Below are 23,866 nucleotides of genomic sequence, written 5' to 3' on the forward strand. Positions count from 1 at the left end.
ATAGCACAGAAATTTAATTACAGAGGCAGAGGTCCACAAAGACGTGTTCAGGAAGACTTGCACCAGATCAACGAGAAAATCCGTGCAAAGGAAGTGCGTTTGGTAGGCGACAATGTTGAAGCCGGAGTATATCCGCTTGCAAAAGCACTGGAAATTGCAAAAGAGCAGGAATTGGATTTGGTGGTCATCTCAGACAAGGCAGAACCTTATATTTCCAGAATTCTGGATTATAAGAAATTCCTTTATGAGCAGAAGAAAAAAACAAAGGAACTGAAAGCCAAACAGGTGAAAGTTGTTGTAAAGGAAATCAGGTTCGGTCCGCAAACGGATGATCATGATTACGAATTCAAGAAAAAACACGCTGAGAAATTTTTGGAAGAAGGTTCAAAACTGAAAACCTACGTTTTCTTCAAAGGACGTTCGATCATCTTCAAAGACCAGGGAGAAATTCTTCTTTTGAAACTTGCCCAGGATCTGGAGCACGTGGGAAAAGTTGATCAGCTGCCGAAACTGGAAGGCAAAAGGATGATCATGATGATGAGCCCGAAGAAGCCGATAAAATAATACACCAGGCTGTTATGAACAGATGGTGATGACAACGAATTGATAACAAATAGATAAAATTAAGCAAAATGCCAAAATTAAAAACGAAATCAGGTGCTAAGAAGCGTTTTAAGCTTACCGGAACCGGTAAAATTAAAAGAAAAGGTGCTTTCAAAAGCCACATTCTGACGAAAAAAGAAACGAAGCAAAAGAGAAATCTTACGCAGACTTCTTATGTTGCAGAAGTGGACAAAAAAAGCGTTTTACGTCAATTAGCCCTTAGGTAGTTTTTATAAATCCTTTCGGTTTATAAGAATTCTCGAAATTCAGAAAATTTAACCCTGAAACGGAGCACAAAAGTGTAATGAAATAAATTACCGCCCTTTTCAAAAAAAACAATTAAGTTATGCCAAGATCAGTAAATTCAGTAGCTTCAAGAGCTCGAAGAAAAAAAGTAATCAAGCAGGCTAAAGGTTTTTTCGGTAGAAGAAAAAACGTTTGGACCGTAGCTAAAAATGCCGTGCAGAAAGCAATGCAATATGCTTACCGCGGTAGAAAAGAGAAAAAGAGAAGTTTCAGAAGTCTTTGGATCATGCGTATCAACGCTGGTGCAAGAGAGCACGGAATGTCTTACTCCCAGTTTATGGGCGCTCTGAAAACCAACAACATCGAACTGAACAGAAAAGTTTTAGCCGATTTAGCAATGAATCACCCTGAAGCCTTCAAAGCAGTTGTAGATCAAGTAAAATAATGTAGAATTTTTGTTATCAATACTAATCCCGGGATTTTTCCCGGGATTTTTTCTATAAAACAACATTCGAAATTTTGTTAAAAAAAATGAAAAAAATAAACGTCCTCTTTCTTTTATGTTTCGCAGTCGCAGTTCAAGCTCAAAATTTTATTCAGGCTTATCAGGATAGGGCAAACCAGGTACTTCAAACCAACATTACCACTAATCTTCAGCAGTTTGGTAACTTAGGCGTAAAAACTACAGGTTCTACAAATAATGTAAATGCGCTTAACTGGATCAAAAATAAATACCTTTCTTACGGTTATTCGGCAAGCCAGATCAGCGAGGATCCCTTTACGTTTGGAAGCACTTCTTCTAAAAATCTCATCATTACTAAAGTAGGAACACTATATCCCAACACTTATGTAATAATCTGCGGCCATTTTGATACCATTTCCGGACCGGGTGTCAGCGATAATGGAAGCGGAACCTCCATCATGCTGGAAGCAGCAAGAATTTTAAAGGATATTCCGACCGAATATTCGATCAAGTTTATTCACTTTTCCGGGGAAGAGCAAGGACTGATTGGAAGTACGCATTATGTAAATACAGTCGCATATCAAAACAATGTCCGTCAGCTGGATATCCGACTGGTCTTTAATATTGATCAGGTAGGGGGACAGCTCGGAAACCTTAATAACACGATTTTCTGTGACCAGGACCAGGGAAATCCATCAGTTAATAATGCCGCTTCACAGGCAGTCACCCAGCAACTCGCCACTTGTACAGGTCTATATTCACCTTTACAAACTGCTATCGATCCGGCTTATGCTTCTGATTATATGCCTTTTGAAGATAAAGGAGAAGTCATTACCGGTTTCTATGAATATGAGCGCAGTTACAACGAGCATACGCCTAACGATACATTTGCAAATGTAGATCCGGTATATGTTTATAATGTTGGGAAAGCTGCAGTTGGAGCACTTCAGCATTTTGCAGTAGCTTCAGTACAAAATTTAGGGGTTAACGAAACGTATGCAGATGATTTTCAGATCTATCCGAACCCCACCAAAGATTTTATCAATATTGTAATGCCCGGTAAAATAAAAGATTTTTCATTTACCCTAACCGATATTGCGGGAACTTTCATTTCCAGAACTGAAAATACCTCCAAAATAGATATTTCCCGCCTTCAGGCTGGAGTTTATATCGGGATGATTGAATTTGATGACAAAAAGATAACAAAGAAGATCATCATCACCAAGTAATTATCGGACAGGAACTGATAAAATCCCGGACTTTTTGTTCGGGTTTTATTTTTGTTGTCTTAATTGAATAAGCAAATTTTCATTATCCTCTTCTGTCCCCACATTGATTCGGATACAGTTCCAGATTTCAGGATGTTTAAGGCTTGTAACAATGTTTTCCTGAAGCAGATTCTGATACACTCGCTCAGCGTCATTAAATTCTACCAAGAGGAAATTGGCTTCTGTAGAATGAACTTTTTTAACACACCTGAGTTTCAGCAAATTTTCGTGCAAACGGTTTCTGCTCTCTAAAACCTGCCGAATTCTTTCCCTGATTGCATCAAGATTCTGAAGTTCCTGAAGCGCTTTCTGTTTCGAGGCATTGCTGATGGAATACGGCGGCTTCACTTTGCTGATAAGCTGCGCAATATCAACTGAAGAAATTCCGATCCCGATTCGCAGTCCGGCCATCCCAAATGCTTTGGAAAGCGTTCGCAGAATAATGAGATTGCTGTACTTGTCTAAAAGATCAATGGCTGAATTTTCGGAAGAATACAGATGATACGCTTCATCCACCACCACCAAACCTTTGAAGTTTTTAATAAAATATTCAATGTCTTTCACACAGTTGCCGGTGGGATTATTTGGAGAACATAAAAAAAGAATTTTTGCGTTTTGGAGGTTCAGCACATCAAAATCTGCTTTCGGAATGTCAAAATTTTCATCAAGCCGGAGTTTTTCCACTTTCACTTCATTCAGCACCGCGTAATATTCATACATCGAATAGGTGGGGTGCATCACGATAACGGAATCTTTTTTGGGCTCGCAGAATACCCGGATCATCAGATCAATTAAATCCTCGCTGCCGTTTCCAAGAAAAATGTGTTCAGCTTCCAGATTTTTTATTTCGGCAATGCGTTTTTTCAGGTCGCAGTGGAAAGAATCGGGATAACGGTTCCACGTTCCAAATGGTGACTCGTTGGCATCAAGGAATTTTGCATTTTTGTCAAAATATTCCTCCCTCAACCCCGAATAATGAGATAAAGATTTAATATTTTCGCGGACTAAAGCATTAAGATTGAAATTTTCCATGCATTACATAACAGATGCTGCATGTTAAATGTAGGATTATTTTGCCAATGCGGAATAAATTTCCATCATATTTTTAGCAATAATCTCATCGCTGAACTGCTGAACATACAGAAGACCTCTTTCAGCACGGCGTTTCCTTTCGGCTTCATTGTTCCAGAGGAAAATGATTTTTGATTTCAGATCGCTGATGTCTTCAGGATGAATATACAGGGAATCCTTCCCTCCCGCTTCCGGTAGACTGCTTGTATTGGCGGCGATGACAGGCGTTCCGGAAAACAGTGCTTCGATAATCGGAATCCCGAACCCTTCGAAAACGCTCGGGTAAACAAAGACCTCTGCAAGCTGATAAATCGCTGCAAGTTCCTCCATGGAAACATTTTCAGGGAAGAACACCTGATTTTCCATCTTGTTTTTAATGATAAACCGGTTTATCTTTTGGAAATACCCTGTCTTTTTACCCACTGCCACCAATGGAATTTCAGCGCCCTGAAGCGCTTTCACCGTATTCAGAAGGTTTTTCCGCTCCTCAATCGTTCCCACACTGAGGATAAAGCGTTCCGGCAGGGAGAATTTCTCCTTTACCGACTGAAGGAATTCGGGAGATTTCTCTTCTTTAAAGGAATGATGACAGCCTTGGTAAATGACTTTAATTTTGGTTTCAGGAACCTTCAGAAACTTGATAATATCCCGTTTCGTCTGTTCCGAGATCGCGATGATCAGATCAGCCTGTTCAGCCGCTTTTTTAAACTTCCAGAAGTGGATTTTACGGTCAAAGAAACTGTAATACTGCGGAAATCTCATGAATATCAGGTCATGAATCGTCACAATCTTTTTTATGGGCGCATTATCCCATTTTAAAGGCAGTTCGCCTGAGAGTCCGTGGAAAATATCAGCATTGATATGCTGAGCATCCGTTCCCATCTGTAACTGTCGTGAAAAATTCCCTTTAGAAGTCGGAATGAATGACACATTCGGGAGCTCAAGAATCTCCGATCCCCTCTCCGTCTTGTTTTTATTGAGAAGAAAATAGTCGTTATTCGGATAAAAACCCGCTAATATGCGGACCAGATCCCGGGAATAATTACCCAAGCCGGAACTGTTGCTGAAGAAACGTTTGGCATCGAAGGCGATTTTCATGAGTTTTCCTCCGGTTTTATAATATCGGTGAGTTCCTGTTTCCGTTTCCAGTGTTCCGATTTGTTTTTATAGAGGAAGAATTTTCCCATCTTGTATTTGAACTGCATATGACCGCCATAATCAGGTTCCATGAACCGGTGCGGAATATCAGGATTCTGCTCCAGACACTCTTTTACCGCAAGCGTGTATACCGACGGGCCGGTTGTTTTATGAACGTTGTGCGGGAAACGGTGGGTGTTGATGTTGTCCAGCATCATTTCCATGGTTCTGGCCAGAAACGGATGGCCGGCTTCATAGAAAAGTGCCCACTGCACATAGTATGTGGGCGGAACCTCATCGGTCACCAAAGCCACATCGTCTTCTTTAATAAAATCCTTGAATCTGGTTCTCACCCCACTGTCGATATCGATATAAATTCCGCCTTTTTTATAAAGAACGGCATACCGGAAAAAGTCGGCTTTCGCCGCACCGATGGTGAGCCTGTTGTAAGCCTGAAGGTATTCAGCAGGATATTCTTCAGCCAGAAAACGGACGATTTTTTCATCATCATAAAAATGATAAGCATATCCCGGATTGCGCTTAAGCATTCTCCTGATGTAAAAACGGGTGAGCCAGGGCAGCTTTTCGCTCTTAAAAGTCTGAAAAATCTGTTTGGGAATCGCCATTGAGGTAAATTAATTAAACTGCGACGTTGTTTTCGCGCAAAGCGTCGTTCAGCGAAGTCTTTTTGTCGGTAGATTCTTTTCTCTGTCCGATGATGAGTGCACACGGAACCTGATACTCCCCTGCCGGAAACTGTTTCGTATAACTTCCCGGAATCACCACAGAACGGGCCGGAACCCTTCCTTTGATCTCTACCGGAGTGTCACCTGTAACATCAATTATTTTGGTGGATGCCGTTAATACCACATTTGCGCCCAGAACGGCTTCTTTTTCCACATGAACGCCCTCCACAACAATGCAGCGGGATCCTACGAACACATTGTCTTCGATAATTACGGGTGCTGCCTGAAGCGGTTCGAGTACGCCGCCGATTCCGACGCCGCCGCTCAGGTGAACATCTTTACCGATCTGCGCGCAGCTTCCCACCGTGGCCCAGGTATCCACCATCGTTCCTGAATCCACATAGGCGCCAATATTTACATAGGAAGGCATCAGAATCACGCCGGAAGCGATGTAAGCGCCTTCGCGGGCTACCGCATGCGGAACGACCCGAACTCCTTTTTCTGCATAATTTCTTTTCAGCGGCATTTTATCGTGAAATTCGAACGGTCCCACTTCAATTGTTTCCATTTTCTGGATCGGAAAATACATGACCACGGCTTTTTTAACCCATTCATTTACCTTCCAGCCATTTTCGGTAGGTTCTGCAACGCGGAGTTCGCCCAAATCCAGCTGACGGATGACTTCGCGGATGGATTTCTGGCTTTCGGCGTCTTTCAAGAGTTCCCGGTTCTCCCAGATATTTTCAATGGTTTGCTGTAACATAAGTATGGGTTATAAATTATAGATTTTAGGTTAGGAGGTAAGCTTTAAGCGGTGCAAATTTACAAAACTCTGCGTGTAAAAAGATAGGCTTTGTTCCAGTATTTTTCGTTGAGGGAAGAAATGATGACCCCTTTTGAGGTGGAGGCATGAATGAACTTCACTTCCCCATCAGAACCGATATCGTGTACAATTCCGACGTGGGAAACGGTTTCTCCACCTGACGTTGCGAAAAAAAGAAGGTCGCCGGGTTCGGCGCGCCGGATCTCTATTTCTTTACCGGTATTGGCCTGATCGGCCGATCTGCGCGGAAGCTGCACTTTGTTCTCAGCGAAAACTTTTTCTGTAAAACCTGAACAGTCGAAGCCGGCAGAAGTATTTCCAGCGTACTTGTAGGGTGCCCCGAGGTATTTTTCCGAATCTTCAATAAGATTCCTGACAGCTGCCGACATTTTCTCGGAATAAACGGCATTCAGGTTCCGCAGATCTTCAGTTTTCTTTACCGTTTTCGTGGGGACTTCCCTTTTGACCACCGCTTTCCTTGAGGCTCCGCAGGAAACCAGAAGAATTGCCGCGCTCATAATGATGATGATGTTTTTCATTGTACTTCAGCTGTTTATATGGAGATCAGCTTTCCTTAATGTATTACAGCACTTCGTGCGTTCTGTAAAGCCCTTCAAATATAATAAAAACTCTTATGAAAAAGCACTTCAGAACAAAATCCGTGTCCAAAAAAATTGTAAATTCGTTCTTCAAAAAACAGCATTAAAAAATTATCAAATAAACCAGATTATGAAATTTCAACTTCAGGAAAATGACATCACCATCCTTCAGTTAGGCGCCACTGAAACGGAGAATGGCGGAGACGTGCGTAACGTAACCTTTGAAATCAACGGGAAATCCTTTGAAAGAAAAATCCTTTTGGGCAAGAAAGAAGACGGCGGCAACGAAGACGATCCGGAACAGTTTTACCTCAGCAATAAAGAACAGATCCAAAGCAGCCTGATTGATTTTCTTTCGCAGAATCATCTGTATTACAACCAGTAATCTGTGGATGATAAATTTTAAAGGAGTGCGTAACTGCACTCCTTTTTTTGTTGCCGTAATTACATTATTCATATATTTGGTTGGTTAACTGATGAGCATTTGACATGAAAATAATCTTCAATATTCTGCTTTATTTCATTCCTCTGGGATGTTTTGCCCAATCCAATACTTCTCCTGAATACATTGTTGGACCTATTGGTAAAAAAGAAAATATTTTGAAAACCTCAGATCCGGGGTTCTTTTACGTGAAACCTATTCAATACATCGGGACTGTGAAAGCGTCTATAAATATTAACTACAACAACCATGATAAATACAACCCTGAACTGCAAAGCAATTATGAAAGAATCACGGATTCGTTGAATGCAGAATACAATAACCGCCATTATAACAATTTAAATATTTTTGTTGATACTGTTCAGACCACACCTTTGGAATTCGTAATTACAGACATGCAAAAAATAACTATAGAAGAATTGGATCTTGCAATGGAAATGATGAACGAAGGAAAAAAACCCTTGCGTGACATTCCTGTAAAAACTGAATATTATGATGGCTTTCCGGTGACGATATCCAATCAGGGTTCAGAAAACCCCATCATTGGTTTTGGCAATCATCTTCCGCTGGAATTGGAAGTTTTAGATCAACAAAAAAGGTGGAAAACAGTTTACGGAGTCAGAAGATACGGTTGCGGATATGGAGTAGATAATTATATCATTTTAAAACAGAATGAGATTGCAACAGTATTTGAGCCAAGACTGAAAGGAGATTTTAAAACAAAATTCCGTTATCGGTTAGCAAATATCGTCTCGAATGAGTTTATCGGAAATATTGACCCAAGGTATATTCCGGACTAAAGAAAAAGCGGACTCTCGTCCGCTTTTAAATTGATCAGTCCTGTTCTACCCAGATCAGGTTTTCTGTTTTATAACCTATTGCTTTTGCTTTTTTTAGAAAACGCTGCTTAATGTTTTCAGGGATGGTCTTTTCCCGGGAGAGGATCCAGAGATAATCCAAATCGTCGCCCGCCACCAAAGCGTATCTGTAATCCTCCAGGTCAATCACATTATATCCGGCCCAGAAGGGTTTAAAGAACGACACTTTCAGCCTCGCCACCGTTTTATCCTGAACAAATCTTGCCTCGCCTTCTGCTTCCGCCCATTTGTTCTTTTCCGTATTGTAGCCTTTGTTCAGTACTTTAATCGTGCCGTTTTCGTTAAGCGCATACTCGGCGGTCACGTTTTTAAGGTTTCTTTCGAAACGGTAATCGAATCTTGCGATTTCATACCATTTGCCGAGATATTTTTCGGAACTGAAACCGGTCACTGCAGTCGCGCCATCCGGAATTTTGGGCGTGCATGCGCTCAGAACAAAAAGACCCAGAAGGCCTAAACCTAGCGCTGCCGATATTTTGTGAAATTTCATTTGGAATGGGTTTATATTTCCAGTTTCCCCTCTACCCCGCCGTCTTCCATTTTAGCACCGGTCGCTGCTACCAACAGCATTTTTGCCATGGCTACGAGTTTATTCTCTTTCGTTTCGTAATAATAAGAATCGACCGGTTTTACGCGGATGATCGTCACTCTCGGATCATCTTTCCCGTCGAACCAGGCGTTGGCGAAATCGGTCCAGTACTTCTCGATCAAGGCAGGATCTTTGTGAATAGAGGCCTCACCCAAAACATAAAGGTATTCATACTTGCCGTTGTTCTGAAAATAGAGCTGTACTCTGGCATCGTTGGAGATCTCTTCGTTCTTATGACTTTCAGATGAACTGATGAACCAGAGGTTTCCATGCTCGCAAACTTCCTGAAGTGCCATCGGACGCGTATGCGGAAGATTGGAATCAATATTGGTGGTGAAAAAACAGTTCCCTGCCGCTTCTGCAAGTTCCTTCATCTTTTCGATGGCCTGCTCACTGGTAAGGTTTTCTTTTGGTGAAATTGCTTCTGACATAATTGTATATTTTTAATGTGGTTAATTTTGATCTGATACCCAAGCTACAGCAGCGTCATAGTCGCTGTGTTCAAAAACCTTGAACTCCCCGATCATCACTTTGCTGAAAATATCGGTAACCACTTTGATGGTTGCGGAATCTGAAATGATCGCCGAACGGTTCCATTTGGTGAGTTCCTTCAGGCCGAGCCAGGCATCGGAAATCCAGGCGCCGGAAGTGAAATTTTTAACATCCGTGTCCAGCACGAGCATGTAGTTCAGTTGGTCCTGGGTTTTAAGGAATTCCTTTACTTCAGGAATCACGGTGTTCTGAAAATCTTCTGCAGTTACATCGCCCGTAGCGCGGAAGCCGATCATATTGCCGGGAAGGTCATTAATTTTTGAAATCATGTGGTAATTTTTAAAGTGAATATCTTGACGGTTTTGAACAAACAATTAATGTTCCATTTTTGTCCAGATCAGGAAAACTGTCCGGAACCGTCCATTTCAAAGATCAGGTTCTCGGAAAAGGCAATGCAGTGATAATCGCCGCAGGATTTCGTATCCAGGCCGGTAAATCTGCTGAATGCCGGAAGCACAAGCTGCGTTTCGGAATATCGGTAACAGGGCAGACTCACGCTTTTATTCCGTTCCAGCTTCAGCGTTATTCCGGGATGAAGATGTCCGGATACCAGGAAACTTCCTTCTCTGTCTTCCGGCTCATGTATAAAGGTAAAAGGTGGCATCTCAAGTTCAGAACCGCAGATTTCAACGGATTTCTTTTCCAGAAACGAGGCTTTAAAAACATCGTGGTTCCCTTTGATGATCCTGATGCGGACGTGCGGAAACTGGACCTGCCATTCTTCAAAAATAGCATAGTCGGAATTTTTACCGGCATGCAGGAAATCTCCCACGATGAGGACCTGTTCGGCGTCAAAATGTTTGATCAGTGCTCCGAGCCGTGCCAGATCATCACTCAGGATATCAGACGGAACCGGAATTCCGTTCCTGCGGAAATAAGCGGTCTTCCCCACATGAAGATCACTCAGGATCAGGGCTTTTTCTCCTGTCCAGAAAAGTGCCCTTTCGTTGGTAAAGATGATCTCTTGGTTTTTAATGGTTTTTGTGATGGTTTTCAGCGTCATTTCCGGAGTCTTTTTTTCATGGCTTCGGTTTTAAGCCTCAAAATCCTTGCCGAGAGTTCTTCACTGCTCAGACTTTGGCGCATGCTGTCGACTTTAATCGGGAAACTGAGCGGCGTAAAAGCATTCGACTGTTTCACAATGATCCGGCTGTCGTGAATCCTGCTGAATGCCTGTGCAAGCCTCGCTTCATCGATCTGCTGGAAGAATACTTCTGCATAGGCCTGTTTCAGCAGCAGGTTCTGCGGATCATAATCCTCGAGCACATTGAAGATGAGCCCCGCTGAAGACTGCAGGTTTTTATTGTTCTTCTGCTGTCCCGGATAATTTCGGATGACCATTCCAGAGATCACGGCAATGTCACGAAATTTCCGTCTGGCCATTTCCGTGGAGTTCACCGAACTCAAAACATCCTTGATCAGATTTTCCTTGTTGAGTATTTCCTGAATATTGCTGTCATCCACCGGAATCTCGAGTTTTGAGAACAGTTCAAAGCCGTAATCGTTCATGGCCATCGAAAAAGAGATGGGGGAAATCCTGGAGATTCGGTAGGCCACGAGTGCGGCCATGATCTCGTGCAGAAGCCTCCCTTCAAAAGGATACATGAAGAGATGGAACCCTTCACGCGTTTTTATCTTTTCCACCAGAAACTCATCCTCTTTCGGGATATGGGAATTTTCCTGCTGGCTGACGAGGAGCGGATGCAGGAATTTCAGCTCTTTTTCGGAAGATTTGGCATCGAGCGATTCTGACAGTTTCTGCCTTAAAAAACCACTCAGGGAAGAGGACAGCGGCAGTCTTCCGCCCAGATAACTCGGGACAATGGCTTTTCCGGAAGAGTTGCGGACATATACCGTCATTTCCTTTATATGCGAAACTTCGAGCACTCTTCCGGCCAGAACAAAACGGTCATTCTTCTTGAGCTTCGAAATGAAATATTCCTCGATCATTCCGACATAGCCACCGCTGAAAAATTTCACCTTCATCATCGAATCGCTTACAATTGCCCCGATGTTAAAGCGGTGCAGCATCGCAATCCTGCGCGAAGTGACTTTATACAAACCATCCTCCACCACGACCTTGTGGTATTCTTCATAGTTCTTCAGTTTTCCACCTACGGTAATGAAGGAAAGGATCCAGTTCCAGTCTTCCGGCGTGACTTCCCGGAAAGCGTGGGTCCGTACAATCTGTCGGTACGTTTCCTTTTCTTCGAAACCCATCCCCACGGCCAGTGTCATGACGAACTGAAGCAGCACATCGTAACACAGCACCAAAGGCTCCCGCGGTTCAATCCGGTTCTGTTTCACGGCTTCCTTTAAAGCGGCAACTTCAATGAGTTCCAGAGAATGGGTCGGAACGAAATAGATTTTCGAAGTTTCATACGGCGAATGCCCGCTACGGCCGGCGCGCTGCAGGAAACGTGCGATCCCTTTGCTGGAACCGATCTGAATGACCGTATCCACCGGCTTAAAATCGACGCCCAGATCCAGTGAAGAAGTGGAAATCACGGCTTTGAGGTATCCCGAAGACAGGTTTTCTTCAATCCAGATGCGGATGTCTTTATCAACAGAACTGTGGTGAATAGCGATCTGTCCGGCAAAATCGGGATGCACGGTCAGCAGAACCTGATACCACATTTCCGCCTGGCTGCGCGTATTCGTGAACACCAGAGTCGTGTTGCTCGCGAGGATGATCGGAATGATCTTATCGGCGAGTTTGGTTCCCAAATGACCGGCCCACGGAAGGATTTCAAGATCATCGGGAAAGACCGAACGGATCTCGATCTTCTTTTTCTCCTTTGCGACTACTTTTGTCTTTTTGAGATCATACGGAATCAGTACTTCCATGGCCTGATCCAGATTTCCGATCGTGGCCGTTATTCCCCATATCCTGAGGTCTTTGCGATAGCTGAAAATGCGCGACAAGGCCAGTTCGGTCATGACGCCGCGCTTGGAACTGAGGAGTTCATGCCATTCATCTACAACGATGCACTGCAGGTTCTTGAAGAAATTCAGGTGATTTTTCTGTGCCAGCAGCAAATGGAGACTTTCGGGCGTGATGATGAGAATGTCGGGCATCTTTTTGGTCTGCTTCGCCCGGATGTCTTTAGGCGTATCGCCGTTCCTTACGTCCACTTCCCAGTCGAGGCCGATTTCTTCGAGTGCTTCGCTCATGGCTTTGGCAATATCCTTTGCAAGGGCACGAAGCGGCGTGATCCAGAGCAGTTTCATGCCGTGCTTATACTGTTCCGGGTGATTCATGAAATCGATGACGACCGCCAGAAATGCGGAAAAGGTCTTTCCGAAACCGGTTGGTGCGATGACCATCCCGGAGTAATTTCGGGAATATTTGCACCAGGTTTCCGCCTGAAAACCGAAAGGTTCCATGTTCTTGGATTCCATCCATTTGTGAATGATCTGATAGCCGTCGGAATTCCGGAATTTCTCGGTCATGTGGGTTTTAAGCAGTCAAAATCTGACTTTTATTTGATGAGTTTTTTGATTTCTTCAATATCATCGATCTCTTCCACGGTTTTGTCTTTCCGCCAGCGGACAATCCTGGGAAAGCGCACCGCTACCCCGCTTTTGTGGCGGCTGCTGAAACCTATGCCTTCAAAAGCGATCTCGAAGACGAGTTCAGGTTTAACCGTGCGGACCGGACCGAATTTCTCAATTGCATTCTTGTTCACGAATCTGCTCACTTCCATGATCTCCTTATCGGTAAGTCCCGAGTAGGCTTTGGCGATGGTCACGAGATTCCCGCCGCTTTTTACCGCAAATGTATAATCGGTGTAGTAGCTGCTCCGTCTTCCCGATCCCTTCTGCGCATAGATGAGGACCGCATCAATCGTGAGCGGACTCACTTTCCATTTCCACCAGTCTCCTTTTTTCCTGCCGGCGTGGTAGTGGGAATTTATTTCTTTCAGCATGAGGCCTTCGGAATTGTTGTCCCGTGATTGCTCACGGATCTCAGTGAGCTCCTCCCAAGTTTCTGTATCTACGATTTCTGAAATCAGGATGTTTCCGGTCGGATGGTCTTTGATGAGGCTTTCCAGGAGCAGCCTTCGCTCTGTGAGGGGTTTTTCACGGAGATCCTCCCCTTCCAGTTCCAGGATATCGTAGACGAATATCTTTACCGGGAGTTCTTCGAGCATCTTCTTCGGAATGGTCTTTCGGTTGAGGCGTTTCTGAAGTTCATTGAAATTCATTACCTGACCGTCTTTCACGACGAGAATTTCGCCGTCGATGACAAAATTGCCGGTCATTTCATTCAGGGCGGATACGACTTCCGGAAACTGTTCGGTGACGAGTTCCTCACCGCGGGACCAAATGAAGACCTCCTCATTCCGTTTGATGAACTGCCCACGGATGCCGTCCCATTTGTATTCCGCCTGCCAGTTTTGGCGGTCGCCGAGTTCTTCGATCTCCTTTTCAAGCGGATACGCGAGACAGAACGGATAGGGTTTGGAATCATCGGGATTGATATTGGTTCCCTGAATGAGGTTTTCAAAATCTTCTTCCTCGATCTTCCATTTTCCCATGATGCTGTGCATCAGAATATTGGCGTCGATGCCCGAATATTTGGAGAGGGCGTTGATGAGCAGTTTCTTCGATACGCCAATGCGGAAGCTCCCGCCGATGAGTTTATTGAATATAAAACGTTCGAGGTGGTTGAGTCCGTTCCAAGATTCCAGCACGTAGGCTTTCTTCTCCTCATCAGTCAGATCCTTCAGGGCAATCAGTTCTGCCATCCATTGGGTGAGGGTCTTTTCGATGGTTTCATTCGGATTGGGCAGGATCAGGGATAAGGTTTCACCCAAATCACCCACTGAAGAGTACGATTCCACAAAAAGCCATTCGGGAAGCCCGGTGATTTCGAGTGCCCATTGTTTCAGAAGATTCGTATTGACAGGTCTTTTGGGTCTTTTTCCTGTAAACAAAGCCAGAAACCACAAACGGTCACTTGAATTGGCCGTCTGCAGGTAATACACCATTGCATCCACTTTTGCATTGGTCTTGTTCGTACTGTCGAGGGTATTGATGAGTTGGGCAAAATCTTTCATGCAGCCTATTCTTTTGTGAGGATTTCTTTTTCCTCCAGTTCTTCGTCACCGAAAATGGTCTGAAGTTCTACGGCATCGATTCCGAGTTCATTCAGATATTTTGAAAAAACAGCGGTCTGACCATGGGTCACATATACCTTTTCCGCTCCAGTGGCTTTCACCGTATTGATCAGTCCGTTCCAGTCGGCATGATCGGAAATGGAAAATCCGGCATCTGCAGAGCGCCACCTTCTGGATCCACGCACCTGCATCCAGCCTGAACAGATGGCCGTGGCGCGTTCCGGGATTTTTTTGATGACATTGGAATCAAACAGGGCCGGCGGCAGGATGACGATCTCTCCTTTTACCTCCTTGATGTTATCGATGAAATTCACCGTTTCATAGTCAGGAAGGTCGATGCCCACGGATTCAATCCCTTCATTGAGCCGCGCGATGGACTGGTGCACAAAAATTTTTCCGCTGCCTTCCACCGATTTCATGATTCGCTGGGCTTTCCCCAAAGAATAGCCGATAAAGACAGAGGTTTTTCCGTTGCTGCGGTTTTGTTCCACCCAGGACTGCATGAGTTCCGAATACGCTTCCGGTTTCAGCCAGTTGTAAATGGGCAGCCCGAAAGTGCTTTCGGTAATGAATTCATTGCATTTTACGAGTTCAAAAGGCGTTGAAAGCCCGTCGTCATCCGTTTTATAATCACCGGAGAAGACAATGACGTAGCCTTTGTACTCCATTCTGATCTGGGAGGAGCCGACGATGTGACCGGCGGGAAAAAAGGAAACCTTTACGCCGTTGATGCTTATCTCTTCGGCATATCCCAGACTCTGGACTTCGATATCCTCCCCGATCCGGAGTTTTAAAATAGGTTTTGTGTAATGGTGACAGAGGTATTTCTTCATCCCCCATCTTGCGTGGTCGCCGTGACCGTGGGAGATGACCGCCATATCCACCGGTTTCCAGGGGTCGAGATAAAATTTCCCCGGGATGCAGTAGATACCTTTGTCGGTAAAGCGGATGAAAGTTGGGTTTTTCACAAAAAGTTTTTGCAACAGAAGCCAAAATTAAGCCAAATGGGAGCAGGAAATGATGAGTTTATCCATTGCAGCTACTCATTCAGCTTCGCAAATTTTTCAGATGAAGTACATGATTCCCTTTTCAGGCACTCCCATGCACTAAGGTGGCTTTAGAGTGGGAGTTGGTATACTTAAGAGTAGCTTCTCCTCTAAGCCGGTTTTGGTAAACGCCTGGATTCAGATGGAAAAATTTCATCGGTTTTTGCCCCGGCCCTGAAGGGTGACCGATGAAATTTTTTATAACTTTAATTTTAAAAAACAAAGACTGTGAAAAAGATAAGACCTCATCGCGACGACGGAATGTGGAAGGGCGCTCCGAAAGAGGGTTTCGCTAAAGCGTCAGTGCTGCGGAATAATCTTACCAAAAGTGAAGCACTTCTCTGGGAGAGACTGAGGCAGGGACAATTCAAAGGATTAAAATTCAGAAGACAGCATCCTGTCCATATTTATATTGCAGATTTCTACTGCCACAGATACCAATTGATTATCGAAATTGACGGCGCCTATCACAACACTCCGGAACAAATCCCGAAAGATGGCAGACGAACGAAAATCCTGGAAGAACTGGGTTTGGTTATTATCAGATTTACCAATCTGGAGGTGGAGACCCATATGGAACGAGTTCTGGAGCAAATCGGTGATAAAATCGAAGAATTGAAATCTCAAACGTAAATCGCCTGACCACCAAAGGGAGGAGTTGAAAAATTTCATCGTTTTGCCCAGTTCCCTACTTCGGAAGGTCAGCATAAAAGGATGTACCGGTGGAAAATTTCATCGGTTTTTGCCCCAGCCCTGAAGGGTGACCGATGAAATTTTTAACGTGATTCAGGAAAGAATACAAGGACCTGCCTGTGTGGTAGAAAGTTTCCAACTGGCTCCCTTCAGGGCGGGGCATTCCAGGTGGAAAATTTTCAGCGGCTTTGTCCAACCCTGCCGGTCAGAATCAGTATACAAGGCTGGCGGGTGGAAAATTTCATCGGCTTGGCCCCAGCCCTGAAGGGTGACCGATGAAATTTTAACGTGATTCAGGAAAGAATACACGGACCTTCCTTCAAAGCAGGTAACGTCTCCGGATCCAGAAAATTTTCCAGGTGGCTCCCTTCAGGGCAATCCAGGTGGAAATTTTCAGCGGTTTGCCCGTCCCTTTTGGTCGACAGGGTGAGCATTAAAAATGGGTGACAGTCAAAAAATTTCATCGGCTTGGGCCCGGCCCTGAAGGGTGACCGATGAAATTTTTAATCAGGTCAGGGAAAAAAACACGAACACTCTCATCACGTTGGGTAAAGGATTCTTATTTCAGGCGGGTGTTCTTTTTACTTTGTTCCTACGGCCCCACCAGACCAGAAATCCGGTCACCGGCAGGGAAGCGCAGGCGAGACTTACGATAAAGGCCAGGATTTTTCCCCATATCCCGAGGATGGCACCTACATGGATGTCATAGTTTGCAGCAACGTACTTCTGTCCAAAGTCTTTTGTTTGGTGAGGTCGGTTCTGCAGCATTTCGCCTGAATTCTCATCAAAAATAATCTGGTGGTTGATGTAGTAGGAATAATCCAGCTGTTTTACAAAAACCTCGTAGTTCGGATGTTCGTGATCATCGATATGCGGATGCCCGAAATCAATACTGTATGCAGATACGGTGGGATACAATTCCTCCACCTTTGCGGCAATTTTATCCAGGGTGCCGGCATTACGCATTTCTTTCGGGGCGGTGGTTTTGAAATGTGAATAATCAGGATAGGCCGTATTTCCGCCTGAAAAGAGGAAGTACATGAGCGACTGAATGAAGAGAAAAGAATAAAAGAGACCAGTTATGGCCGCGATAAGCGCGAGAAAAGACGCATAAAACCCCACAATGCTGTGAAGATCGTAGTTCTTACGGCGCCAGCTTTTTATGTTCTTCCAGTGAAACCAAAACCGCTGTTTACGGGCCTTTTTATTTTTGGGCCACCAGAGGATGATTCCGGAAATAAGCATAAAAAGGAAAATGAATACCGGAATTCCAACGATGTATTTCCCCCACTCCGACTTCAGGAGGAAACTCCAGTGGATGAATTTCACAATATTGAAGAACCCGTTCTTTTCATCCTGTACCGAGAGTACTTTTCCGGTAAAGGGGTTTACATAAGCGGTTTTGTAGATGACGAACTCATCAAAGTAATTCCAGGCTTCGGGATTATTTTCGTAGTAATAAAATTTGTAGGTCTTGGATTTGTCCAACGGAATATCGACCCAGTGAAGCGGGAATGTTTCACCTGTCTGCTCATTCACTTTTTCTTCCAGAACCCTCAGGGGCAGCGTTTTTTTTGTTTCAATACCGGACTCGGCGTGAAAATGGTAATCTTTCCGAAGAAGGTTCTGCACTTCATCCTTAAAGACATAGAGTGCGCCCGTAATGCTGACGATGAATACAATGAGACCGATGCTGAGACCGAACCACAGGTGCAGTTTGCCGGCCCATGTCTTTATGAATGATTTTTTTGAAGTTCTGATATGGTGAAGTTTTTTTCTCATTTTGATGTGGAAAAACCGGAAGCAACGGTATGCCACCACTTCCGGAATATTAAAACTGATAGGAATGTTCTAAAAATTAAATCCCAATGAAAGGGACAGGGTCCGCAGTTTTTGCGGCGTTACCGTGCTCCAGCCGGAAAAATATTTTTTATTGGCAAGGTTGTCGAGTTTCAAGGCGATGCTATATTTTGCGGGGAAATATCCTACCATGGCGTTCATCACGGTATAGCTTGGCAGCGTAAACGTTCCGATGATATGGCGGTTAAGGGTTTTATGCTCACTGGCGTAATTCAGGCCGAAACCTGCCGTCAAATCTTTCAGCATGCCTTGCTGCACTTTGTAGTTCGCCCAGAAATTGACGAGGGTCTCGGGGCCGGCTTCTTCGGGTCTTAAACCATTGTAGGTAACATCACCACTTACGAGTTCACTTTCATTGCGGCTGAAACCTGCAATTACATTCAGGCCTTCAACCGGAGTTCCGACCGCGCTGAATTCAAAACCCTTACTGAGTACTTTACCCCCCTGCAGCGCGCCATCGGTTCCTGGATTGGATACAATCTTATTCGTAACGGCAATGTCGTAGTAACTGGCTGTAAGAGAAAGTTTATTAGCGATTAAGTTTGCCTTTGCCCCAACTTCCCACTGGTTGGCTCTTTCCGGATCATAAATGATAAGCTTTGTCTCAGACGAACCCGGTACCGTTACCTTTGAAGGCGACAGATACTGGAAACCATTCATGTAATTGGCAAATACAGACAATCTATTTAATATCGGCTGATACACGAGTCCCAATTTCGGGGAAAGTGAAGTCTGGTTCTCGATTTCTTCTTCAGCCCACTGGTTGGGTTTACCGCTGAAGTTGTCGACGCGGAGGCTCACCATAGCAGACAACTCAGGTAAAATATTGAGCACATTGGAGAAATAAGCACTTTTAATGTTGGTCTCTGCGGAAGCTTGCGGAACAGCAATTAAAGCACCTACCGCTAAGTCTGCAGCGGATTTTGTAAGAATTCCTGTATCGGTTTGGTTGACTAAAGACACCACTCCTAAGGTGGTCCAACCAGTATCGTTGGCAATGACTTTGGTAGTCAAATAATCGAGTCCTACCACAAGACGGTTTCTCATATTTGCTATCTTGAAGTCCCCAATGAAATTTTGCTGTATGCCAGACGCAAGCGTTTTGCTGTTGCTTTTAGAAAGAAAGCGGGTAAAACTGTCGCCGTTGGAATCGTCCCAGAGGTACTGGTAATAACCCATAGCTTTGCTGGAACTCGTTGAAACCTGTGTTTGGGAAGTCCACTGGGGAGAAAGCTTGTAAATCATCTGGGTCTGTATGCTGAAGCTGGGGTTGGTAGTTGTGAGTTCGCTGCTGGTGTACGATTTCTTATAATTTTCTTCAAATAGATCCATACTGTTAAATGAAAGCGGCAAGTATCTGCTTAAGAAAATCATTGGCGCATTTGCCGCCTCATTATTCTTGAATTCTGTATTTACCAAAAAGGTCAGACGATCTGTAGCTGCATATTTAAGTGAGGGAGCAAGGAAAAAAGATAAGTTCGAGCCCCGGTCCTGGAATGAATTTTCAGAGTGAAGAGCAGTGTTGAGCCGTAGCGAAAGTTGAGCAGATGCGGGGGCATTCACATCGAGTGTGAATCTGTGCAAATCATTTGTGCCGGTGATATAATTTACTTCACCACCAAAATGATCGTAGGGTTTTTTGGTTTGGATGTTCACCAATCCGCCGTAGGATACCAGGGAGCCGCCATAAAGTGTTCCTGCGGGACCCTTGATCACATCAATATTTTCAATATTTGCAGGATCGAGTCCGCCGTTGTTAAAACTCGCCATACCGTTCACCAGCCGCGACTGGGTAGAAAAACCGCGCATGGTGTAGTATTCTGCACCGTCGCCGCCCCGGGAGGTACTTTCCCAAAGACGGGTGATTCCGGTGGCATTTGTCAGCACACTTTTAAAATTCGTGGAGACCTGGTCTTTCAGGATTGCCTTGGGAATACTGTTGTACACCTGAGGGTTTTCGATGTCTTTCAGCGGTAATTTGGAGACCGCGAATGCATTCTCATTCTTGTATTTCTTTGTCTGATTGATAATCACCTCGGTGATGTCCTCCGCTTTAAGGGTGTCAGTTTTTTGGGCCAGCACATTGGCAGCCGTCATTAACAGGGCAATGGGTACTACAATTTTCTTCATGGTTATTTGGAATGGTTTTAAATAAGAATGCAAATGTAAATATTATTTTTTATTATTTTTATTGATTCTAAATAAAATTAGCATTTATGACATAAAAAATCTTTGGGATTATTGATTTGTGTTATTCCTTGAGAAGGATTAACATCAAAAAAGGGTGGAAAATTTCATCGGTTTTGGCCCCAGCTCTGAAGGGTGACCGATGGAATTTTTAAGGTGGTTCAGGAAAAATACGTAGACCTGCCTGTGTGGTAGAAAATTTTCCAGCTGGCTCCCTTCCGGGCCGGGCACTCCAGGTGGAAAATTTTTCAGCGGCTTTGTCCAACCCTGCCGGTCAGAATCAGTATACAAGGCTGGCGGGTGGAAAATTTCATCGGCTTTGGCCCCGACCCTGAAGGGTGACCGATGGAATTTCATATGCCCCACGCTGCATAAACATACTGATGTTCTGAAAATAATATTTGCAGTTTTAGTAAATTGTATTTATTTTTACGTTACAATAAACCTGATTTATGAAAAAAATCTACCAAAATCAAACTAAAACAGAAAATTGGCCTTTTGTGTTTAAAAGTCTCTTTTTTATGTTTTTACTGGGTTTCTCAGGGTCATCTCTGAAAGCTCAGGTGAGTCTGTATTCCTTTTCCAGTTCTATGGGAACCTATACGGAAATTACCGGAGGAACGGTGCTTGCCACTGCGACCGGAAACACATCTGCAACCAGCCTTGATGCCGGAATTTATGCGTTTACCCCTTCTTTCACTTTTTTCTTCAACGGTGCTCCGGTGACGAATATCAGTGTTAATACGAACGGCTTTCTGACCTTCGGAGCCGTCGAGTCCACCCCCACTACTGCTACTCCGATATCCGGCAGTATTGCCTACGACGGAGCCGTATCTGCTTTCAGCAGAAATACCAATGCGGTCTTCGATATTGCAGGAAGAACCGGTGAGATCCGATGGGAAACCGTAGGCACCGCTCCGAACCGGGAAATGGTCATTCAATGGAAGAATTTCCGGCCCTCACAAAGTACTTCTGTTACGGAGGTGTATGTACTTTCATACCAAATACGGCTTAAAGAAACCAGCAATGCCATTTCGGTAGTATATGCGGGCGGGACCTATCTTGCAGGATCTGCAGCCATCACTTTTACCCTCCAGAACGGACTTCGAGGTGCCACCAATGCAGACTTCAACAATCGGATGAATGCCACCAGTGTGAAATATATGGAGAGCACAGCCGGTACGGCCAACTCCAGTACCCAGAATTTTAATACCGTCAATGATCCGCCGGGAATGCCGGCTGCCGGTTTTACATACACCTGGCTTCCGCCCACGTGTCTGGCCCCAACCGCGGTGAATGTCAATCCTGTCACCGCTACAACCGCTACTGTCAACTGGACTGCTTCATCGACCCCTGCCAGCAGCGGATACGATGTTTATTTCAGCACTGTCAACACTGCACCTACCGGCAGTACTGTTCTGGATGCTTCCAATTCAGTAAGTGTTCCTTCAGCCGCAGTTTCTGCACTCATCCCCGGCCTTGCTCCTGGCACCAACTATTTTGTGTGGGTGAGATCGAAATGCTCTGCGTTAGACCAAAGCGCATGGACCGCTGTTTCGGTACCATTTACTACCCCATGTATTGCGGTAAGTTCACTGTTTGAAAATTTCGACAGTTATGCAACGGGAAGCATTGTACCCAACTGTTGGGCCAGAATCGTACCTGCTACCACTCCGGGCACGCAAACCATCTCCTCCACTTCCCCGTTTTCAGGAACACGAAACCTCGTTCAGACCACCACTGCTGCCCAAACACCCCTTGTTGTTGTGCTGTCTGAATTCAGCAATATCAATGCAGGCACCCACTGGCTCCGTATGAAAGTGAGGGTGAGTTCATTACCGGGAACGCTTGACGTGGGATATGTTACCAATGCTGCAGATGCCAGTACATTTGTGAGTCTGCAGACTCTGAATATTACCAATACCGCTTACAGCCCATGGACCGACTATATGGTGACTGTGCCGACCAGCGTTCCTGCGGGTGCAAGACTTGCCACCAGAACTCCGTCAGACGGAAAATCCTATTATTATGATGATGTTTACTGGGAACAGATTCCCAGCTGTATGGTCCCAACCAGCGTAACGGTGACCGCTCAGGCAGCTACGAGCGCCCAGATTTCGTGGACACCCCCTTCTTCTGTTCCTGCCCAGGGCTATGATGTATATTACAGTACGTCGAATGTTGCACCTGTTTCTACAACGGTACCTCAGCTGACTCAGGTTAACTCCCCAACCACGATCACCAATCTTCAGCCCGTAACGCAATATTATGTGTGGGTTCGGTCCCGATGTTCGTCAACGGATCAAAGCGCATGGACCCCGGCAGCGGTATACGTGTTCAGCACCTGTGCTCCACCCGCTATAACCAGTACCACTCCCGCTACGGTTTGTCCGAACAATACCGCTACACTCAGCGCCACGGCCGACTCGGGAGCAACCATCCACTGGTATGACGGAGGAGGTGCAGAAGTGGGTACCGGACCTTCGTATACCACCCCGACCCTTACTACTACCACCACTTATTATGCGACCGCCTCTGTCGGTACGGGCAATATACCGGTGGGGAAAACCACTTTTGAACCGTCGCCGACCAGCGGTTCCGGAGTCACCAATTTCGGGCTGGTCTTTGATGTGCTGAGTCCTTTCACTTTAAGCAGTGTAACGATTTACCCGATCAGTTCTACCAGTGCATCAGGAACTGTAACCATTGATGTGATTGACGGGAACAACAATATCCTGCATACCGTTACGGTAAATACCACCGGTGCACCCATCGCCAGTGCCGTAGCACAGGTGGTTAATTTAGGATTCACCATGCTTCCGGGAACGAACTATAAAATAAGACCGAGAGGTTTTACCGGAATCAGCGGACTGGCCTTTGACCCCAGCGCCAATGCACCCGGCGGAAGCTACAATTATCCGTTTACGGTACCCGGCGTGGTGTCCATCAATACCAGTACCCTGAGTACAGCACCAGCCAATACTGCGCGTAACGATCTGTACTACTATTTCTATGACTGGAAGATCTCCACAAAATGTGAGTCTGCATCCCAACCTGTTGTAGCGACCGTTGACAGCGCGTGTCTTTCCACTTCAGAAACCGGGAAAGAGAAACTGCAGATCTATCCGAATCCGTTTACCGACATCATTACTATTTCTGATGTCCGTGATCTCAAATCAATAACCGTTCTGGACATGACCGGCCGTGTTGTGAAAACCATTCTGAAACCGGCATCCAAAATCAATCTGTCTGAACTGAAGACCGGCATATATCTGCTGAATTTAACCGATCAGAACGGGTCTACACAGGTCATTAAAGTGATGAAGAAATAGATCCTCTCGTCACCCCATAAAGAAGACAGCTGCAAGGCTGTCTTTTTTATTGTCCCCTGATGGTGGATTTTGGATTACGGATTCTGAATTATGGATTTTACCCTCTCATTGTACCGGTTTTCAACATTTATTCTTCATATTATGAATCCATTATAGGCTGATGCTCCCAGGTGATCAGTCAACCAGTATGTGTATCGTAATGCACTGACCACCAGATAAAAATTATAGAATCATAGCAAATAATTCGTATATTTGATTTATCTGCAAT

General features: G+C 44.8%; 22 protein-coding genes. 8 read left to right on the top strand and 14 right to left on the bottom strand.

The window, feature by feature from the left end:
* Positions 1-57 precede the first annotated feature (57 nt).
* From infC to FUA25_RS03395, 4 genes are all read left to right on the top strand, one after another.
* Positions 58-564: a translation initiation factor IF-3 gene (infC, locus tag FUA25_RS03380; protein WP_147755475.1), complete on the top strand. Its 507-nt coding sequence runs from the start codon at positions 58-60 to the stop codon at positions 562-564.
* A 68-nt stretch (positions 565-632) separates the two neighbouring features.
* A complete protein-coding gene (gene rpmI, locus FUA25_RS03385) occupies positions 633-830 on the top strand; it encodes a 50S ribosomal protein L35 (protein WP_012782450.1) in 198 nt (65 codons plus the stop codon).
* 119 nt (positions 831-949) lie between these two features.
* The gene (gene rplT, locus FUA25_RS03390; protein WP_147755476.1) at positions 950-1,294 is read left to right on the top strand and encodes a 50S ribosomal protein L20; all 345 of its coding nucleotides are present in this window, start codon (positions 950-952) and stop codon (positions 1,292-1,294) included.
* 86 nt (positions 1,295-1,380) lie between these two features.
* On the top strand, positions 1,381-2,541 hold the full coding sequence (locus tag FUA25_RS03395; RefSeq protein WP_147755477.1) for a M28 family peptidase: 1,161 nt from the start codon (positions 1,381-1,383) through the stop codon (positions 2,539-2,541).
* Positions 2,542-2,586: 45 nt separating this feature from the next.
* Here the strand turns inward: FUA25_RS03395 and hisC are convergent, their stop codons facing one another.
* Genes hisC through FUA25_RS03420 form a run of 5 tightly spaced genes read right to left on the bottom strand, consistent with a single transcriptional unit; the run spans position 2,587 to position 6,836 of the window.
* Positions 2,587-3,612 carry a histidinol-phosphate transaminase gene (gene hisC / locus FUA25_RS03400; RefSeq protein WP_147755478.1) on the bottom strand — a complete coding sequence of 342 codons (1,026 nt, stop codon included), beginning with the start codon at positions 3,610-3,612 and terminating at the stop codon, positions 2,587-2,589.
* A 36-nt stretch (positions 3,613-3,648) separates the two neighbouring features.
* Positions 3,649-4,749 carry a glycosyltransferase family 4 protein gene (locus FUA25_RS03405; protein WP_147755479.1) on the bottom strand — a complete coding sequence of 367 codons (1,101 nt, stop codon included), beginning with the start codon at positions 4,747-4,749 and terminating at the stop codon, positions 3,649-3,651.
* The gene (locus tag FUA25_RS03410; RefSeq protein ID WP_147755480.1) at positions 4,746-5,414 is read right to left on the bottom strand and encodes a glycosyltransferase family 32 protein; all 669 of its coding nucleotides are present in this window, start codon (positions 5,412-5,414) and stop codon (positions 4,746-4,748) included. The genes FUA25_RS03405 and FUA25_RS03410 overlap by 4 nt, the downstream gene beginning before the upstream one ends.
* Positions 5,415-5,427: 13 nt before the next feature.
* Positions 5,428-6,237 (bottom strand): 2,3,4,5-tetrahydropyridine-2,6-dicarboxylate N-succinyltransferase, encoded by an 810-nt coding sequence (locus FUA25_RS03415; RefSeq protein WP_147755481.1) that lies wholly within the window; start codon positions 6,235-6,237, stop codon positions 5,428-5,430.
* A 59-nt stretch (positions 6,238-6,296) separates the two neighbouring features.
* Complete coding sequence (locus FUA25_RS03420) at positions 6,297-6,836, bottom strand: C40 family peptidase (RefSeq protein ID WP_147755482.1); 540 nt, start codon at positions 6,834-6,836, stop codon at positions 6,297-6,299.
* 190 nt (positions 6,837-7,026) lie between these two features.
* Between FUA25_RS03420 and FUA25_RS03425 the strand changes: the two genes are divergently transcribed.
* Together FUA25_RS03425 and FUA25_RS03430 are read left to right on the top strand one after the other, a co-directional pair.
* Positions 7,027-7,281, top strand: coding sequence for a hypothetical protein (locus FUA25_RS03425; protein ID WP_147755483.1), 255 nt, complete (start codon positions 7,027-7,029; stop codon positions 7,279-7,281).
* A 104-nt stretch (positions 7,282-7,385) separates the two neighbouring features.
* Positions 7,386-8,138 (top strand): hypothetical protein, encoded by a 753-nt coding sequence (locus FUA25_RS03430; RefSeq protein WP_147755484.1) that lies wholly within the window; start codon positions 7,386-7,388, stop codon positions 8,136-8,138.
* A 34-nt stretch (positions 8,139-8,172) separates the two neighbouring features.
* Here FUA25_RS03430 and FUA25_RS03435 read toward each other — a convergent pair whose 3' ends face one another.
* The 7 genes from FUA25_RS03435 to FUA25_RS03465 all read right to left on the bottom strand — a co-directional run bounded on the left by FUA25_RS03435 (position 8,173) and on the right by FUA25_RS03465 (position 15,448).
* A complete protein-coding gene (locus FUA25_RS03435) occupies positions 8,173-8,706 on the bottom strand; it encodes a lipocalin family protein (protein ID WP_147755485.1) in 534 nt (177 codons plus the stop codon).
* Between the two features lie 11 nt (positions 8,707-8,717).
* A complete protein-coding gene (locus FUA25_RS03440; RefSeq protein ID WP_147755486.1) occupies positions 8,718-9,236 on the bottom strand; it encodes a pyridoxamine 5'-phosphate oxidase family protein in 519 nt (172 codons plus the stop codon).
* 21 nt (positions 9,237-9,257) lie between these two features.
* Positions 9,258-9,626 carry an STAS/SEC14 domain-containing protein gene (locus FUA25_RS03445; RefSeq protein ID WP_147755487.1) on the bottom strand — a complete coding sequence of 123 codons (369 nt, stop codon included), beginning with the start codon at positions 9,624-9,626 and terminating at the stop codon, positions 9,258-9,260.
* 68 nt (positions 9,627-9,694) lie between these two features.
* Positions 9,695-10,360, bottom strand: coding sequence for a ligase-associated DNA damage response endonuclease PdeM (pdeM, locus tag FUA25_RS03450; protein WP_147755488.1), 666 nt, complete (start codon positions 10,358-10,360; stop codon positions 9,695-9,697).
* Positions 10,357-12,810, bottom strand: coding sequence for a ligase-associated DNA damage response DEXH box helicase (locus tag FUA25_RS03455; protein ID WP_228411631.1), 2,454 nt, complete (start codon positions 12,808-12,810; stop codon positions 10,357-10,359). The genes pdeM and FUA25_RS03455 overlap by 4 nt, the downstream gene beginning before the upstream one ends.
* 29 nt (positions 12,811-12,839) lie before the next feature.
* A complete protein-coding gene (locus tag FUA25_RS03460; protein ID WP_147755489.1) occupies positions 12,840-14,420 on the bottom strand; it encodes an ATP-dependent DNA ligase in 1,581 nt (526 codons plus the stop codon).
* Between the two features lie 5 nt (positions 14,421-14,425).
* Entirely contained in the window at positions 14,426-15,448 is a 1,023-nt protein-coding gene (locus FUA25_RS03465) for a ligase-associated DNA damage response exonuclease (protein WP_147755490.1), read from the bottom strand.
* Positions 15,449-15,754: 306 nt separating this feature from the next.
* Between FUA25_RS03465 and FUA25_RS03470 the strand changes: the two genes are divergently transcribed.
* The gene (locus tag FUA25_RS03470; protein WP_228411632.1) at positions 15,755-16,159 is read left to right on the top strand and encodes an endonuclease domain-containing protein; all 405 of its coding nucleotides are present in this window, start codon (positions 15,755-15,757) and stop codon (positions 16,157-16,159) included.
* Between the two features lie 624 nt (positions 16,160-16,783).
* On the opposite strand, the gene FUA25_RS03475 is transcribed toward FUA25_RS03470, so the two are convergent.
* A complete protein-coding gene (locus FUA25_RS03475) occupies positions 16,784-18,001 on the bottom strand; it encodes a PepSY-associated TM helix domain-containing protein (protein WP_147755491.1) in 1,218 nt (405 codons plus the stop codon).
* A gap of 69 nt (positions 18,002-18,070) precedes the next feature.
* A complete protein-coding gene (locus FUA25_RS03480) occupies positions 18,071-20,209 on the bottom strand; it encodes a TonB-dependent siderophore receptor (protein ID WP_147755492.1) in 2,139 nt (712 codons plus the stop codon).
* Between the two features lie 578 nt (positions 20,210-20,787).
* Between FUA25_RS03480 and FUA25_RS03485 the strand changes: the two genes are divergently transcribed.
* Positions 20,788-23,598 carry a fibronectin type III domain-containing protein gene (locus tag FUA25_RS03485; RefSeq protein ID WP_185146645.1) on the top strand — a complete coding sequence of 937 codons (2,811 nt, stop codon included), beginning with the start codon at positions 20,788-20,790 and terminating at the stop codon, positions 23,596-23,598.
* The last annotated feature ends 268 nt before the right edge of the window (positions 23,599-23,866 follow it).

Source organism: Chryseobacterium sp., assembly GCF_008014695.1.
Taxonomy (GTDB): domain Bacteria; phylum Bacteroidota; class Bacteroidia; order Flavobacteriales; family Weeksellaceae; genus Kaistella.